Source organism: Sulfolobus sp. B1, assembly GCF_007050195.1.
In the GTDB taxonomy this organism is placed as follows: domain Archaea; phylum Thermoproteota; class Thermoprotei_A; order Sulfolobales; family Sulfolobaceae; genus Saccharolobus.
Genome location: NZ_QIMI01000037.1, coordinates 1 through 13,953 on the forward strand (window position 1 = coordinate 1; position 13,953 = coordinate 13,953).

Consider the following 13,953-nt stretch of genomic DNA (forward strand, 5'->3'; position numbering starts at 1 on the left):
AAAAAGTAGAAGAGTATTATTCAGTTTTATGGGATTTGCTATTATACCTAAAAAATAAAGGAGAAAACATTAACCTCCCCTTTACACGCATATTCTTTTTAACTTCCTTCTCACAATTTATTTATGCACGAGTGGTCAGTTGCCGATTCGATAATAAGGGCTTTAATAAATTGGGCTAATGAGAACAACGTGAAGGAAATAGAGAAAGTTAAAGTGGGGATCCCATCTTTCACTTTCCTTGAAGTAGACATTCTGAAAGAAGCTTTTGATACGATGAAGAAAGGATCAGTAATTTTAGATAATGCAACTCTAGAGGTAAAGTTTAAGGATCCTACCTTTAAGTGTAGGAACTGTGACAATGTGTTTACAATTGACCAAGTAAAGGATCAACTTGACAAGGTGAGAAGTGAATATGGTGAGGAATATCCTTTGCACTTAATTCCCTCATTAGCCTCATCATTCTTAACTTGTCCAAGATGTGTGTCACATGATGTTGTAGTTCAGTTAGACGATATAACAATAGATGAGATAGTGGTGAGGGAAGGTGGAACCATTAAGACAGTTGGCTAAGGAGAAGCTTAGGGGTAAAAGAGTATTTGTGGTAATGAGTGCTAAAGGTGGTGTGGGTAAAAGTATAATCTCGTCTCTATTAGCACTTTCTTTATCAGAGAGTGAGAAGACTACCGTTATAGACGTTGATGTGCACACTATGGCAATAGCAAAGCTATTTGGATTAGAGGGAAGACTACACGAGGTTAGTAAGCTAGGTGTAGAGCCCTTTATGATAAACAACTCGTTAGGATTAGTTAGTCTAAGTGGAGTTGTAAAGGACAATTACGTAATTTTACCCGGTATTAGTCAAGACAAAGTGATAGAGTCTATAATAGCCTTTGGAAACTTAAAAGAGGCTAAGAATGTGGTCTTTGATCTACCGCCCGGTTTAGGAGATGAATTGTTAGTAATAGAAAGAGTTGCAGACAGAGATTACGCTCCGATTGTAGTAACTACTCCGTCAAAAGTCTCTGTGAAAGTAGTAGAGTATTTAATCAAATATTTAGTTAACGAGAGGAAAGTTAAACCAATGCTTTTAGTAAACATGTCGTATTTTAACTGTGGTGATAAAGTGGTAAGACCATTTGGGGATGTAAAGATAATAAAAGAGTTGTCTGAAAAATATGGTATAAAATTCTTTGAGTTGCCAATTGATACAGAGATAGAAGCTTTCATAGGAAATATTCAGAACTACAATGGTGTAGTTAGGCAGAGAATTAGGGAGTTAGTCTTGTCACGAGCTATTTTTTAAATGATAAACCACAATACTTAATAATCGCAATTCACATTATTTAATTTGTGAATTAATGGATGAGTGATCCTAAAAAGGTTGTCACACTTTTACATGGCGCAGGAGGAAGTTATATGCATAGTTTAATTAAAGAATACTTCTTACCTCTTTATGACGGCTTTGGCGAAGTTGGGCTAAATGTGTTAGATGATGGAGCAATTGTAAATGGAATAGCTTTCACAACTGATTCCTTCACCGTTAGACCAATATTCTTTAAAGGAGGAGATATAGGTAGGTTAGCAGTTTCTGGAACTGTAAATGATTTAGCAATGATGGGAGCTGATCCAATAGCGTTAAGTTTAGCAATTGTTTTGGAGGAGGGATTTCCTAAGGAGGATCTAGCCAAGATTGTTGAAAGTATAAAGAGGACTTCAGAAGAGGCAGGGGTGCACATAGTTACTGGAGATACTAAGGTGATGGAGAAGGGTTCATTGGATAAAATTATAATAAATACTAGTGGAATAGGCTTACCTTCGCCGGAGTTAAAATATAACTTCAAGGTTTTAAGGAAATCTAGGGAAGTTAAGTATGAATGGTTAGTGCCAATGAATATTAGACCAAATGATAAGATAATAGTGTCGGGAACTATAGGTGATCACGCCATTGCCATCTTATCATCTAGAGAGGGGATAGAGTTTGAGATTAACATATCATCTGACGTAGCTCCCTTAAATAAGATGATGAAGAGTGTTTTAGAAGTGGGGGGGTGTAGCTGACGCTAAAGATCCTACTAGGGGAGGTCTAGCTGACTTATTAAACGATTGGGCTGACAAATCTGGTTTAGGAATCTATATAAGAGAGGCTGATATTCCAGTAAAAGAAGAGGTTAGAAGTGCCGTTGAGTTCTTAGGACTGGATTTATTGGAATTAGGAAATGAGGGAAAAGCTGTACTCGCTGTATCCCCAGAAGTAGCTAATGATGTCTTAGATGCTTTAAAAAAGACTCCTTGGGGTAAAGATGCTAACATAATAGGTGAAGTTAAAAAAGATATTGAGGGTGTTATATTAGAAACAGTAGTAGGGGGTAAAAGGTTAGTAAATAGACCAGTAGGTGATCCAGTTCCAAGAATATGTTAGGAGGGAAAAAGGATGGCTAAGCTCATTTGTATGGTCTGTGAACATGAAGAAAAAGTTCCCATGCATTGTGGTATGGAAATGGAGTATATACAGAAGGGGAGTTTTAGAAAAGTTGATTATTTAAGATGTAAGATATGTGGGCATGAAATGTTTATGCCATTACATTGTTCAGTACCTATGCTATACTTTGATGAGGATTATTTCCCAATTTCTAAACCCACAAAAGCTGAAATAGAGGAGATGAAAAAAATTTATGGGGGTATTTAAAGATGTGCGTAGCATACCCTGGAAAAGTAATCGAAATAAATGGGGATTTCGCTAAGGTCGATTTCGGCTTCGGAACAATTAAGGATAATGTATTAATCTCTTTAGTTAACGCTAAGATAGGAGACTACGTTTTAGTCCATGCAGGTTATGCAATACAAGTAGTTGATGAAGAAGAAGCTAAGAAAACTATTCAAATGTGGGAGGAGATGACTAAAGGATTAAATGAAGAACAGAGGAGGAGAGATCTATATGAGGCAATAGGGGGTGGGGTAAATGAGTGAGAGACTACCCCAAATTTTAAAGTACTATAGAAATTCAGAATTAGCTAAGGTATTAGCTGAGAAGATTAACCAGTTAGCGAAGAAGATTGAAGAAAACATCCAAATTATGCACGTTTGTGGCTCACATGAGTGGACCATAACACATTATGGGATTAGAACGCTTTTGCCAGATAACGTACAAATTAGGGCTGGACCAGGATGTCCGGTATGTATAACGCCAGCAACTGATATTGATGATGCTGTGAAGTTATCATTAGATGGAGTAACAGTTGTAACTTATGGAGATATGAGTAGGTCAAAGGGCACGAAGATGAGTTTACAAGACGCAAAAGCTTTAGGAGCTGATGTCAGAATCGTTTATGGAGTTCAAGACGTTATAACTATGGCTAGAAAAGAGCCGAATAAAGAATTTCTATTCTTCGCAGTAGGAATGGACACTACAGCCCCAGCTACGGCGTTTGAAATACTTAAAGGGATTCCTCCAAATGTGAGCTTTTTAGTTAGTTATAGATACACTCCATCTATACAAGGGTCAGTAATGGAGTCTAACGTTTTAGGAATAGATGCGTTCATTTCTGCTGGGCACTCAGCAACTATAACCGGGATGAAGCCTTATTATGAATATTTTCTGAGAACCAAAAAGCCGGTTGTGTTTTCAGGTTTTGAGCCAATAGACGTTCTATTATCAATTTATATGTTATTGAAGCAAATTTATGAAGGTAAGCCGAAGATGGAGAACGAGTATACGAGATCTGTTACTTGGGAGGGTAATATTAAAGCTCAAGAGGTAATGGAAAAAGTATTTGATTTAGAGGACGGTTATGTTAGAGGAGTTGCAGTCTTTCCTAAGGCTGGTTTTAGAATAAAAGACGAGTTTAGGCATATTGACGCTAGAGAAAAATATGGCTTAAGGAAGGGAATATCTACACAAGACGAATACGTAACCGGCGCTAGATGTGGTGAAGTGGTTATGGGTCTAATTGATCCTCCAGAGTGCCCGCTATACATGAAGAGTTGTACTCCAGAAGATCCTAAGGGAGCTCCTATGGTATCCCAAGAGGGTACGTGCTGGATATGGGCCCATCATAAGATAATTAATGCAGTACCTAGATGTAAGAGGTGATGGAAATAGTTTACATGATTGGCAATACATATTGTAAGCTCTGTCAAACTAGTGAAGAACAATTAAAACAAGAATTAGTTAATACGGTGAAAGCTTTTTACTATAAAGGCTTAGTGACTAATGCTGGTGGAAACCAAAGTGCTAGATTACCGGGGTCTAATAAGATTTGGATTACCCCTTCAGGTTATCCTAGGATGAGTTTAGCAGCAAATGATTTAATTGCAGTAGACTTGGAAGGTAATGTTATTGAGGGCGATTTAAAACCGTCAATAGAAACTTATGCTCACCTAGCTATATATAAGAACAGACCAGATGTTAATGCAGTGATTCACGCTCACGCCCCTTACGTTATGGGAGCCACTTTATCTGGATTTTTAGAGATTACACATGGTGAAGCTGCAGCAATATTAGGTGACGTTAAAATAGTACCCTATTCTCACCCAGGCACTAAGGAACTAGCTAAATTGATAGGCGAAGCGTTTAGAGGAGAAGGAATGAAAGTGCCTAGAGTTGTAATAACTCTAAATCATGGAGCTTTTTCAGCTGGTGCTTGCATTCACGAAGCTAGGGCATTCATGGAGATATTGGACGAATGGGCTAGATTTAATGTAGCTTCAAAGGCTTTAGGGGGTATAAAATACAAATTAACCTTAATAGACTTGAGAAAACCTGGTGCTGGATACATTAGGGCGGTAAAATTTGGCGGAAGACAAGGAAAGCTGTCTTAAAAACTTGGAGAATGTAATAGAGCTTGAGACAGGAATACCAGCATTAAATTTAGGTTTAATTAGAGTTGAAAACGATACGATCTATTATAGACCAGTCTCAGCTTACACCCCACAAATTCTGGTAATAGCTTTAGGATTGCAAATATTGAAGGAGGTATTTAAATGCGGATACCAAGTTAAACTTGAAAACTATTACTTACGAGATGAGATAAACGTTAGATTAGAGATGATAATGAATGGACTCTCATGAATACTTAGCTAAGAATTTATTAGAATTAGCTGAAATATCAAGAGATCCAGTCGTTAAACTATCGGCATTGTTAGACTGCCTTGAGGAATATGCATTATTTAAGTTTCAACTTAAAGATTCAATAGTCGATTACAGATACTTGATTATAGAGAACATGAAAAAGAGTGACAGCAAGATTTATGAGTTATACTCTGAGGTTATTGACGAAATGTTCAACTATCTCATTAGCGGTAAGTGCAACGAAGAATTAGTAAAAAGAGTAAAGGAACTCATTAGTCAGAAAGTAAGCTCTTAATTTTGCTCCTTAAATCTTCCTCAATCTCCTTATCATTTAATACTTTTATAGCATAACCCGCGTGAACCAAAACGTAATCCCCTACCTTAGCGTTAACTAATGAAATATTTACCTTTCTCATTACTCCCTTAAAATCCACTTTAGCCTCGTCACCGACAATTTCAATTATTTTACCAACGTGTGCCATATCATAGGGATCATAGTTGCTCAAAATAATTCACCATCTCTTTCTGAATTTGTTGTAACTCTTTAAATTCCTCCTCACTTATCTTACTAATTATCATCCCATAACTCACAATAACCTTATCACCAGGCTTAACGTCAACTTCAGTATTTATAACTGGTTGAATATTGCCATTACCGTAATCAACAAATACCACCATTCCCTCGCTCTGAACCACAACAGCTGGTAAGCTTAAACACATATAAATTAACTATGTTTATAAGTTTAAAAAGATAACTAATTTATATGATATCTCCAGAAATAGAAGTCATCAATTTAGACGTTTTTACAAGTGATGGTAAGGTGATAAAGGCAAAATCTAGCGGAAACGTTTTGAGAGGATTTGAGAAAGCGTTTATAGGAAAAGAAGCTTTGAAACTTTATGAAATATTGCCTAGATTATTAGCAACTTGTAGTCAATCACACATTTACGCTTACGTTTCACCTTTTCTAGAAAACAAGCAGATAATTGAAATAATGGTAATGCTAGAGATAGTCGAAAGTCATCTAAGACATCCTTATGCCTATTGGTTTCCTCATTTAAAATTAGGTGTCGAATACGACTTTCCGTCTGGTGATAAATTTAGGAAGGTAAGTTATTACTCTAGAAAGATAAGAGAAATAATGGAGAGAATTGGAGGCAAATGGCCCCATACTAAATATTTAAGTGAAAAAGTTAACGTCCCATTTAAAGGAGAGGATCTAAAGGAAGTTGTCAATTTCGTCGAAAACGAAATACTAGGAATGCCCCTAGGTGATTTCCTAGAAGTAAATGACTTAGACGAAATAAGGAAAGGTGACGTAGGTTTACTAGTTGATAAAGCTTATGAATCAATTTTTTGGAATAATGGCGTCAATAACTATATTACAGTAGGATTTCCATTTGGTACCAATTTCGAGGTTAGTAAATTAAAAGATGAGGGGTTAAGAGTAACATATGATAGTAAACCAGTTGAAGTAGGACCTTTAGCTCAAGCTTTAACCTTTGATGGATTGGTGAGAAAGTATCACGAAAAATTTGGTCCATCTCCCCTATTGAGAGAAATATCGAGGCTTAAGATAATTGCCAAACTACTTATACTTCTTTATCATAACGCTGATTTAATTTCGTCAACTTTAAGAATTCCAGATGGAGAGTATATGGGACTTGTAGAATCGATAAGAGGGTCTTTACTTCATACTTTCAAAATAGATAATGGTAAGATCGAGAATTATAACATTCTACAGCCTACTACAATTATAGCCTCGCCGGGAGGAGTACTAGAGAGGAGTGTAATAGGAATACCAATAGATGGAATACCATTAGCCGTTTCATCATTAGATACATGTTTTGTAACTAAGGTTAATATTTATGACGAGAATAATAGATTAATAGGAAGTAAGAGGATAGGTGGATTCTGCTAACTTTAACAATTTTCAATTTTAAATTTAAATTTTTAGAAAACGTACACTTATTTTTCATCCTCAAAAAGATATGGGTCAGAGAATATGTGAACAACAGTTTAACTAATAAAAACTAAAGAGTATGAAATTAGTTTAAGCGGTAGTTTTTAAGATAAAAATATGAGTTTAGATTCCAATGAGTTAGGTTCTATCTAAAATATGGAGATTATTATAATTTTCAGATATTATGAATATTATTAATTATTCATTAAAATTTACTATCCATTAGATTCCCACTCAGTCTCGTCTGATCAAAATTAAAAGTATTTTTAGAAGTCTCGTCAAATCAAAAGTTGGGAGCTATTAAATTTACAAAATGAGGAAAGTCTAGTTAGAGGAAGTCAGTGCTGGGATACAGTCTTTTAACCCTCTGGATTATCCTAAAATTAGTCTATACCTTGATAATTACGCTATATTAATACAAGATTCATTAAAAATAATTTATTACACCTATCTTTAAATGGTAAAAGTATCTTTACTTTTATTGTAAACAATTATAAGTATACTAGAATTTACCTAGTATATTTTAGTAGCTTCAATATTAAAAGACTCGTCGAAAATATTGGTATTTATAATTATTATTGAAAGCTAAGAGTGAAGTTAAATAATATAATAAAAGTATCGACGATTAAACAGATGCTTAATAATGGTATACTGGGTGTAATATGTTTTCCTCGATAGAAAAGTTAGTTTAATATACTTTTATAAGTTGTCTAAGATTTAGGTACAAGATGGCTCAAGTAAATCAATGTTGCATAAGGGATCAAGACTTATGTCTTCCATATTCTTCGAAACTTTTTGAGCTAATAACTAAAAAGTATACCTATGCTATACTTGTCTTGCTTGACAAATACGGAAAGCTTAGGTTTAATGAAATACAGAGGAAAATTGATGGTATGACTCAAAGGATTCTATCAATCAGACTTAAGGAACTGGAGGACGTTAACCTAGTTAAACGTGAAGTAGTTTCAGAAGAGCCTATAAAAGTATATTATTATCTGACCACTGAAGGTAAGGCTGTTAAAAATGCTATGCAAATACTCATCACGGTTATAAATTTAATAGATAAGGATAAGAACGCTTATATGTGCTAGTTGTCTTGAAAATTGTGACAAAGGAAAGACAAGCCTTTTAAGGCGGGATAATGTTTTTAGTGAAGGGATATTATTAAGGAAAAAAAGAGGTAGTGAGAATGTGTCCCTCCTCCTCAATACTAATCTCGAGGAGGGTGGGGTGAGGGAAAAAGGGATAGGGATAATCTGGTTGAAGATACAGCCATCGCTGGACGAGTGGGTGTTAAAGCCCACTAGCTGTGAAGCGATGAAAATGAAGTTGTTTAACCATAAACCAGTAAATCGCTCTAAGGGAACCTTTAGGACGGAAAGGAGGTCAGTAAAACTGAAAGAATAACTCTGATGCATAATTGGACATTTTTAGTCTAAAGAAAAATATTTTAATATATGGTAATCAATAATATGATACGTAATGACAGAGTCATTTGAAGATCAAGACTATATTGAAGGAATCAAGAAGTTAACTGAGATAGTGATTTACTTAAATAGTAGTGGAATTCTGGATATGATACTTGACCTTTTAAAATCGGGGAAGTTAATCTCGGTTGTAAAATCACCTACGTTTAAGGCTATAGTAGAATTATTAGGTGACATACAGCATATGATAGATTCTGGGGAAGTGAAAGTTGACGATTTCATTAATGGATTTATAGCTATAGCAAAGCATTTAGATAAGATAGGTAAGGTGGTTAGCACACTAGATCAGCATGGAGTTTTAGATGTTATGACTTCCGGTCTATCTAAAGCAGCAGAGAGAATAATTAAGGAGAACAGCCAGTCAAACATTATAGAGTTACTAGCCTCTTTCGATGACCCAGACGTTAAGATGACGTTAGCCTTCTTACAGTATATGTTAAAGGAGCTAGGAAAATCGACAAAACCGTTGGTTAATAAAGATGATGGTAATAGTTAATGTACGTTACACACCATACATGCGTCATGAGATCTTATAATATGATAAACCTCTACAGGATTACTTACATCAACTACCTCAGTCCCTATTAAGGCTTTGGCTACGTGACTCTTATTATTTGAAGGATCTTCTGGTCCCATATTTATTTCTGTTGGTGTAACCATTTGATAATTGTATATTTTTCCATCTTTAACGCTAATCCAATGACCTAGAGCACCTCTAGGTGCCTCAACTAAGCCATAACCCTTTCCCTCTTTTTCTTCATTAGGTTTCTTATAAGTTGGCTTTCCAAACTCAAAGGCTTCTAATTCATCCTCGATTAGCTTATGATAAATTGAAACTCTAACGATTCTTGCTATAACCCTAGCTAAAACACTAGGACCTAACTTATTAACTATATCTAAAATTAAAGGATTTTGTCCTACTGTTAGCATAGCCAGAGCGCCGACTTCCGGTGTTATTAACTCTCCATTAAGATTATATCTAAAACATTTTGTTAAAGTATATTTCCCCTTATCACCACTCATGTTTGGGTTGGTCTCTCCTTCGAAGGGATGAAGACCAATCGTATCCCCTTTAGTGTACTTATAATACGATTTATTAATGAACTCCATAATATTCTTCTGATCGAACCTTACCAATTCACCTTTATTCACTATATAAATTCCTGCTCTAAAGATCAAATCCTTTTCCCTATCAACCTCCTTAACGTATTCATCTTTAGGAAAGTGACCATAACTTAACATAATCCCAGAACCGAAGCCTAACTTATGCCATCCTAATTCATTTCCAAACCTCCAAATTTTTCCCAGATCACTTTCCGGGAAATCCTCAGACCACTGATCTAAATCCTTAACACTTTTTACGGTATTTAAGAACTGATCAAGATCTCCACCTAAGATAACTTTCTCTAAGTAATTTGACGTTATATTTTTTAATATACCCAAAGCCTTATTGATCTCATTAGGATAGGGATCTGTAGTGACCCCGCCCGGAATGATTGCTGAACCGTGTGGCCATTGTCCGCCGAAAATGGCGTAAATTTAAGTATATTTTTTACTCCATCTTATTGCCTCCTTATAAGAACTTCCAACTAATGGAGTCCATCTCTTTAAAATTTCTGGGTAAAATTCATACTTTTCATATAGCCTATTGGTAGAGTCTATCAAGAACATTAAATACGTGTGCCTAATATCATTTTGACACGTTTCAGCCATTGCCAATACGTTCCTAATTTTTACCGCATTTTTAGGGACTTCAGCATTATATATCATATCTAATGCTGACGCTGATGAGTATAGATGCGATCCTCCACATATTCCACATACCCTAGGCGTTATTACTAAAGCATCCCACGGATCCTTATTTCTCAATATTATTTCTAACCCTCTAAACAATCTTGAGATGAATTTCACGTCAACGACCTTATTTTTCTCATATTTAACTTCTACATCTAAATCGCCTTCAACCCTATTAAATGGACTTATCGTTATATTAGTCAATCCAATCCACCTTTTCCTCCTTCTTCACTAACGGTCTCAATAAGAAATTAGGTGCTGCTGATCTAGCTATTGCTGATAACATGGTATAACTTCCCCTACTAACCCCTAATGGTAACTGCTTAGGCAACTCAGCCTTATTCTTCTCCGTCTTAAAGAAATTAAAAGTTGGGAAATCAAATTCAGTGCAACCAAAGCAAGGAGTTCCAACTCTAGTCTTACTACTCTGGTTGTTCCAAAGTATTAAGTTACATGGACTTCTAGTAAATGAGCCTTTACATCCTAGGTTAAAATATAAACAACCTTCCTTATGTCCAAACTCCTTCAAGCCAACCTTATACGAGAAATAAATGTTTCTAGGACATCCAAACTGTGTAGTTGTAGAGTATATGATCTTTAACCTATTATACTCATCTAAAGAGTCCTCGTTTATTTTTCCCTTAAGAATCATTGATAGTGTAGTCATTATCCACTCAGGGTGCGCAGGACAGCCTGAAACATTTATAACTGGAAGACCCTTTCTACTTCTATACTCTCTTCCTAAAAAACCGCCAAACTCTTTATTGCGAAATTGCAGACCTACTGACTCTGAAGGATTAGGGGTTGAAGCTGGAACACCGCCGAAACTAGCACAGTCTCCCACTGCTACTACATAATCAGCTATGTTAGCTATTTCACGTACCCAATCTTTCATAGGCTTCCCCGCGAAGAGATTATACTTTCCAGTTCCATTAGGCCCTAAAACCACCGTACCCTCAAATACTAAAACGTCGAGATGAATTTTTCCATTGACGATTTCATTTAATATTTCCTTTACCTTGTTTCCGCTTTCTAATGAGAGAGAGGGATGCCAGAGCAATTTAACGCTATAAGCCTCAAAGAACTCTAGAATATCCGGGCTCTCGGCATTAAGAAAAGATAAAGTGTTACCTCCACAAGCACCTCCTTGCAACCACAGTAAGTTTTTCATCAAAATAAATATTATATAAAAGAGGCATAATAAATATAATTATCTCTATTAATGAGTAGAATCTTTTATGGAAACCTTTAATTTTTTCCCAATTAAATATAAAATGAATGTCCAGTAAAAGTACTCGTATTAACTCTTATAAGATAATAGTAACTGGCATTGTACAAGGTGTAGGCTTTAGACCATTCGTGTATAGAATAGCTATGAGGTCTGGACTTAAGGGTTACGTTAAGAATCTTGGTGGGAGTGAGGTGGAAATAAGAGTTGAGGGGAGTCAAGAGCGGATAGGGGACTTCATGAACTCACTTTTTAAGGAAATACCTAAACCAGCTAGAATAGAAAAAATAATAATAAATGAAGATCAATTTGTAGGATTTGACAACTTTAGTATAGTTCCAAGTGGAAAATCTAAGAAAGAACCTAGTCAAATTCCTCCAGATTTCGCGGTATGTGATGATTGTTTAAAGGAAGTCCTAGACAAGGATAATAGAAGGCATCGTTATCCTTTTAACAGCTGTGCTTACTGTGGTCCCAGATTTTCAATGATGTACGATATACCATATGATCGAGAAAATACTTCTATGCGTGAATTTCCATTATGTGAACTCTGTAATAAAGAATATCAAGACCCAACAGATGAGAGAAGATTTGACGCACAAGGAATTAGTTGCCCATCGTGTGGACCAAGGCTATTTCTAGAAACTATAGATGGTGAGAGAGTAGATACTCAAGATCCAATAGGACTTACAGCTAAGTTGTTATCAGAGGGATATATAATAGCTGTTAAGGGTATAGGTGGATTCCATATAGCTGCTGATCCTTTCAATGACGACACAGTTTTAAAGTTAAGGGAGAGAAAAAATAGACCCCAACAACCATTTGCCGTTATGGGCCTTAACGTGGACATAATTAAAAATTATGCTTACATATCTAGATTAGAGGAGGAAATTCTAACTTCTCCGGAAAGACCAGTAGTATTGCTAAGAAAAAGGGAGGAAAATTACGAATTATCTAAATACATCTCTCCAGGGTTGGATAGGGAAGGATTCTTTCTATTCTATACCCCATTACATTACTTGGTACTAGACTCCTTTTCCAAGCACTTACTTATCATGACCAGTGGTAACAAACACGGTTTTCCCATGTGTATAGAAGAGGAATGTGTTAGGCAGAAGCTTAAAGGTGTAGTAGACTATCTTCTTTACCACAATAGGAAAATCGTCAATAGGGTAGATGATAGTGTGGTCAGAGTATCTAATAACAGAGTACTCCTGTTGAGGCGTAGTAGAGGTTATGCTCCATTATGGATAAGGTTAAATAGGAAATTGAATAATCACGTTATTGCAGTAGGTGCTGAACTACAGAACGTAGGAGGAGTTGGATTTGATAACAAGGCGCTTCTGACACAATACATTGGAGATACCGATGAAATAGAAACGTTGCAAGACTTAGATAAATACTTAGAGTTTTTCATAAAAATTTACTCTGTAAAACCTAAACTCGTAATTGCAGATAAGAATCCAGCATATCAAAGTACGTACTTGGCTGAGAAGATTGCTGAAAGATATAACGCAGACTTTATTCAAGTTCAGCACCATTATGCTCACATTTTAAGTGTAGCCTCAGAACATGGATATGAGGAAGGGGTGGGAATTGCAATTGATGGTGTAGGTTATGGTGATGACGGGAATGCGTGGGGTGGTGAGGTGATAAGGTTCAGTGGGGAGAAGTATGAGAGAAAATATCATTTAAAATACGTTCCCTATATCGGTGGAGACATTAATGCCATAAGACCTAACAGGATGTTAGCCTTATTCTTGTCATCCTTTATGAGATGGGATGAGATTAAAAGTTTCGTAAAGCTCAACGAAATGGAATATACTTTATTAGAAAAGAGCACAAAAAGAAGTGGAATAATGACTTCCAGTACGGGTAGAGTTCTTGACGCAGTTTCAGCTTTCTTAGGCGTTTGTAATCTTAGGACGTATGAAGGAGAACCTGCGATTAAATTAGAGGCTTATGCTAGAGGAGGGAGACTACTAGATCTAGAAATTCCTATAGAGGGAGAAGAGATAAATACTATAAAAATATTTGAATGGCTTATAGAGAATAGGGGAAAATATAGGGGAAATGATATAGCTTATACTGTACAATATAGGCTTGGAGAGGCGTTGATAAAAGCTGCATTAAAGGCTAATCCTACCGATAGGATTTTAGTTTCCGGTGGTGCTGCCGTAAATGAGTATATATTAAAGGGGATGATTGATAATTCAGAAGGACTAGAAATAGTGACTCCTAAGAGAGTTCCAGCAGGTGATGGAGGTATTGCTTTAGGTCAAATTTATTACGCTACCTTTTCAACTTAATTTTATAGTTCTAAAGGCGATAAACAATTATTTAAGACATTTGGTGTTAGGGGTTTGGGTTTCATCGGATCTCATATATATCAACCCTTGGGCTTCACGGGAG

19 protein-coding genes and 1 pseudogene are annotated in these 13,953 nt (G+C 35.9%); 15 read left to right on the plus strand and 5 right to left on the minus strand.

Going from position 1 to position 13,953, the window contains the following annotated elements; all coding sequences use genetic code 11:
* Positions 1 to 123 precede the first annotated feature (123 nt).
* The 10 genes and pseudogenes from DMP16_RS04050 to DMP16_RS04090 all read left to right on the plus strand — a co-directional run bounded on the left by DMP16_RS04050 (position 124) and on the right by DMP16_RS04090 (position 5,363).
* Positions 124 to 570, plus strand: coding sequence for a hydrogenase maturation nickel metallochaperone HypA (locus DMP16_RS04050; protein ID WP_069281329.1), 447 nt, complete (start codon positions 124 to 126; stop codon positions 568 to 570).
* Complete coding sequence (locus tag DMP16_RS04055) at positions 545 to 1,303, plus strand: P-loop NTPase (RefSeq protein ID WP_069281328.1); 759 nt, start codon at positions 545 to 547, stop codon at positions 1,301 to 1,303. The genes DMP16_RS04050 and DMP16_RS04055 overlap by 26 nt, the downstream gene beginning before the upstream one ends.
* A 113-nt stretch (positions 1,304 to 1,416) precedes the next feature.
* Complete coding sequence (locus tag DMP16_RS11310) at positions 1,417 to 2,058, plus strand: AIR synthase related protein (protein ID WP_255446790.1); 642 nt, start codon at positions 1,417 to 1,419, stop codon at positions 2,056 to 2,058.
* Positions 2,059 to 2,110: 52 nt separating this feature from the next.
* Positions 2,111 to 2,419 (plus strand): annotated as a pseudogene (locus DMP16_RS11315) (AIR synthase-related protein); the annotation flags it as partial.
* Between the two features lie 12 nt (positions 2,420 to 2,431).
* Positions 2,432 to 2,686 (plus strand): hypothetical protein, encoded by a 255-nt coding sequence (locus DMP16_RS04065; RefSeq protein WP_231961190.1) that lies wholly within the window; start codon positions 2,432 to 2,434, stop codon positions 2,684 to 2,686.
* A 2-nt stretch (positions 2,687 to 2,688) separates the two neighbouring features.
* Positions 2,689 to 2,967, plus strand: a complete 279-nt coding sequence (locus DMP16_RS04070; protein WP_069281326.1) for a HypC/HybG/HupF family hydrogenase formation chaperone — start codon at positions 2,689 to 2,691, stop codon at positions 2,965 to 2,967.
* Positions 2,960 to 4,090, plus strand: coding sequence for a hydrogenase formation protein HypD (gene hypD / locus DMP16_RS04075; protein ID WP_069281325.1), 1,131 nt, complete (start codon positions 2,960 to 2,962; stop codon positions 4,088 to 4,090). Before DMP16_RS04070 ends, hypD begins: the two co-directional genes overlap by 8 nt.
* Positions 4,090 to 4,818 carry a class II aldolase/adducin family protein gene (locus DMP16_RS04080; protein ID WP_231961189.1) on the plus strand — a complete coding sequence of 243 codons (729 nt, stop codon included), beginning with the start codon at positions 4,090 to 4,092 and terminating at the stop codon, positions 4,816 to 4,818. The genes hypD and DMP16_RS04080 overlap by 1 nt, the downstream gene beginning before the upstream one ends.
* Positions 4,819 to 4,822: 4 nt before the next feature.
* Positions 4,823 to 5,068, plus strand: coding sequence for a hypothetical protein (locus tag DMP16_RS04085; protein WP_069281324.1), 246 nt, complete (start codon positions 4,823 to 4,825; stop codon positions 5,066 to 5,068).
* The gene (locus DMP16_RS04090) at positions 5,055 to 5,363 is read left to right on the plus strand and encodes a hypothetical protein (protein WP_069281323.1); all 309 of its coding nucleotides are present in this window, start codon (positions 5,055 to 5,057) and stop codon (positions 5,361 to 5,363) included. The genes DMP16_RS04085 and DMP16_RS04090 overlap by 14 nt, the downstream gene beginning before the upstream one ends.
* Here the strand turns inward: DMP16_RS04090 and DMP16_RS04095 are convergent.
* On the minus strand, positions 5,341 to 5,574 hold the full coding sequence (locus DMP16_RS04095) for a HypC/HybG/HupF family hydrogenase formation chaperone (protein ID WP_231961187.1): 234 nt from the start codon (positions 5,572 to 5,574) through the stop codon (positions 5,341 to 5,343). The two genes, DMP16_RS04090 and DMP16_RS04095, sit on opposite strands and share 23 nt — an antisense overlap.
* On the minus strand, positions 5,561 to 5,788 hold the full coding sequence (locus DMP16_RS04100) for a HypC/HybG/HupF family hydrogenase formation chaperone (protein ID WP_069281322.1): 228 nt from the start codon (positions 5,786 to 5,788) through the stop codon (positions 5,561 to 5,563). Before DMP16_RS04100 ends, DMP16_RS04095 begins: the two co-directional genes overlap by 14 nt.
* 44 nt (positions 5,789 to 5,832) lie before the next feature.
* Between DMP16_RS04100 and DMP16_RS04105 the strand changes: the two genes are divergently transcribed.
* From DMP16_RS04105 to DMP16_RS04120, 4 genes are all read left to right on the plus strand, one after another.
* Positions 5,833 to 6,990 (plus strand): nickel-dependent hydrogenase large subunit, encoded by a 1,158-nt coding sequence (locus DMP16_RS04105; protein WP_069281321.1) that lies wholly within the window; start codon positions 5,833 to 5,835, stop codon positions 6,988 to 6,990.
* Positions 6,991 to 7,760: 770 nt separating this feature from the next.
* Complete coding sequence (locus tag DMP16_RS04110; RefSeq protein ID WP_083216321.1) at positions 7,761 to 8,123, plus strand: helix-turn-helix domain-containing protein; 363 nt, start codon at positions 7,761 to 7,763, stop codon at positions 8,121 to 8,123.
* A gap of 139 nt (positions 8,124 to 8,262) precedes the next feature.
* Positions 8,263 to 8,439, plus strand: coding sequence for a hypothetical protein (locus DMP16_RS04115; protein WP_255446791.1), 177 nt, complete (start codon positions 8,263 to 8,265; stop codon positions 8,437 to 8,439).
* A 75-nt stretch (positions 8,440 to 8,514) separates the two neighbouring features.
* The gene (locus tag DMP16_RS04120; protein ID WP_069281319.1) at positions 8,515 to 9,015 is read left to right on the plus strand and encodes a hypothetical protein; all 501 of its coding nucleotides are present in this window, start codon (positions 8,515 to 8,517) and stop codon (positions 9,013 to 9,015) included.
* On the opposite strand, the gene DMP16_RS04125 is transcribed toward DMP16_RS04120, so the two are convergent.
* From DMP16_RS04125 to DMP16_RS04130, 3 genes are read right to left on the minus strand one after another with little or no spacing between them, the layout of a single operon-like run.
* Positions 9,012 to 10,058, minus strand: a complete 1,047-nt coding sequence (locus tag DMP16_RS04125; RefSeq protein ID WP_306416238.1) for a nickel-dependent hydrogenase large subunit — start codon at positions 10,056 to 10,058, stop codon at positions 9,012 to 9,014. The two genes, DMP16_RS04120 and DMP16_RS04125, sit on opposite strands and share 4 nt — an antisense overlap.
* Positions 10,059 to 10,517: a nickel-dependent hydrogenase large subunit gene (locus DMP16_RS11320; protein ID WP_255446792.1), complete on the minus strand. Its 459-nt coding sequence runs from the start codon at positions 10,515 to 10,517 to the stop codon at positions 10,059 to 10,061. It abuts the gene before it with no gap.
* Positions 10,510 to 11,484 carry a hydrogenase gene (locus tag DMP16_RS04130; protein WP_069281317.1) on the minus strand — a complete coding sequence of 325 codons (975 nt, stop codon included), beginning with the start codon at positions 11,482 to 11,484 and terminating at the stop codon, positions 10,510 to 10,512. The genes DMP16_RS11320 and DMP16_RS04130 overlap by 8 nt, the downstream gene beginning before the upstream one ends.
* Positions 11,485 to 11,591: 107 nt before the next feature.
* Here DMP16_RS04130 and hypF point away from each other — a divergent pair, with 107 nt between their 5' ends.
* Positions 11,592 to 13,850: a carbamoyltransferase HypF gene (hypF, locus tag DMP16_RS04135; protein WP_069281316.1), complete on the plus strand. Its 2,259-nt coding sequence runs from the start codon at positions 11,592 to 11,594 to the stop codon at positions 13,848 to 13,850.
* Positions 13,851 to 13,953: the final 103 nt, after the last annotated feature.

Bases quoted from the DNA above. Each gene is read 5' to 3' on its own strand.
- DMP16_RS04050 (WP_069281329.1), top strand. From the start codon at position 124: ATGCACGAGTGGTCAGTTGCCGATTCGATAATAAGGGCTTTAATAAAT.
- DMP16_RS11310 (WP_255446790.1), top strand. From the start codon at position 1,417: ATGCATAGTTTAATTAAAGAATACTTCTTACCTCTTTATGACGGCTTT.
- DMP16_RS04065 (WP_231961190.1), top strand. From the start codon at position 2,432: ATGGCTAAGCTCATTTGTATGGTCTGTGAACATGAAGAAAAAGTTCCC.
- DMP16_RS04070 (WP_069281326.1), top strand. From the start codon at position 2,689: ATGTGCGTAGCATACCCTGGAAAAGTAATCGAAATAAATGGGGATTTC.
- hypD (WP_069281325.1), top strand. From the start codon at position 2,960: ATGAGTGAGAGACTACCCCAAATTTTAAAGTACTATAGAAATTCAGAA.
- DMP16_RS04080 (WP_231961189.1), top strand. From the start codon at position 4,090: ATGGAAATAGTTTACATGATTGGCAATACATATTGTAAGCTCTGTCAA.
- DMP16_RS04090 (WP_069281323.1), top strand. From the start codon at position 5,055: ATGGACTCTCATGAATACTTAGCTAAGAATTTATTAGAATTAGCTGAA.
- DMP16_RS04100 (WP_069281322.1), bottom strand. From the start codon at position 5,788: ATGTGTTTAAGCTTACCAGCTGTTGTGGTTCAGAGCGAGGGAATGGTG.
- DMP16_RS04105 (WP_069281321.1), top strand. From the start codon at position 5,833: ATGATATCTCCAGAAATAGAAGTCATCAATTTAGACGTTTTTACAAGT.
- DMP16_RS04110 (WP_083216321.1), top strand. From the start codon at position 7,761: ATGGCTCAAGTAAATCAATGTTGCATAAGGGATCAAGACTTATGTCTT.
- DMP16_RS04120 (WP_069281319.1), top strand. From the start codon at position 8,515: ATGACAGAGTCATTTGAAGATCAAGACTATATTGAAGGAATCAAGAAG.
- DMP16_RS04130 (WP_069281317.1), bottom strand. From the start codon at position 11,484: ATGAAAAACTTACTGTGGTTGCAAGGAGGTGCTTGTGGAGGTAACACT.
- hypF (WP_069281316.1), top strand. From the start codon at position 11,592: ATGTCCAGTAAAAGTACTCGTATTAACTCTTATAAGATAATAGTAACT.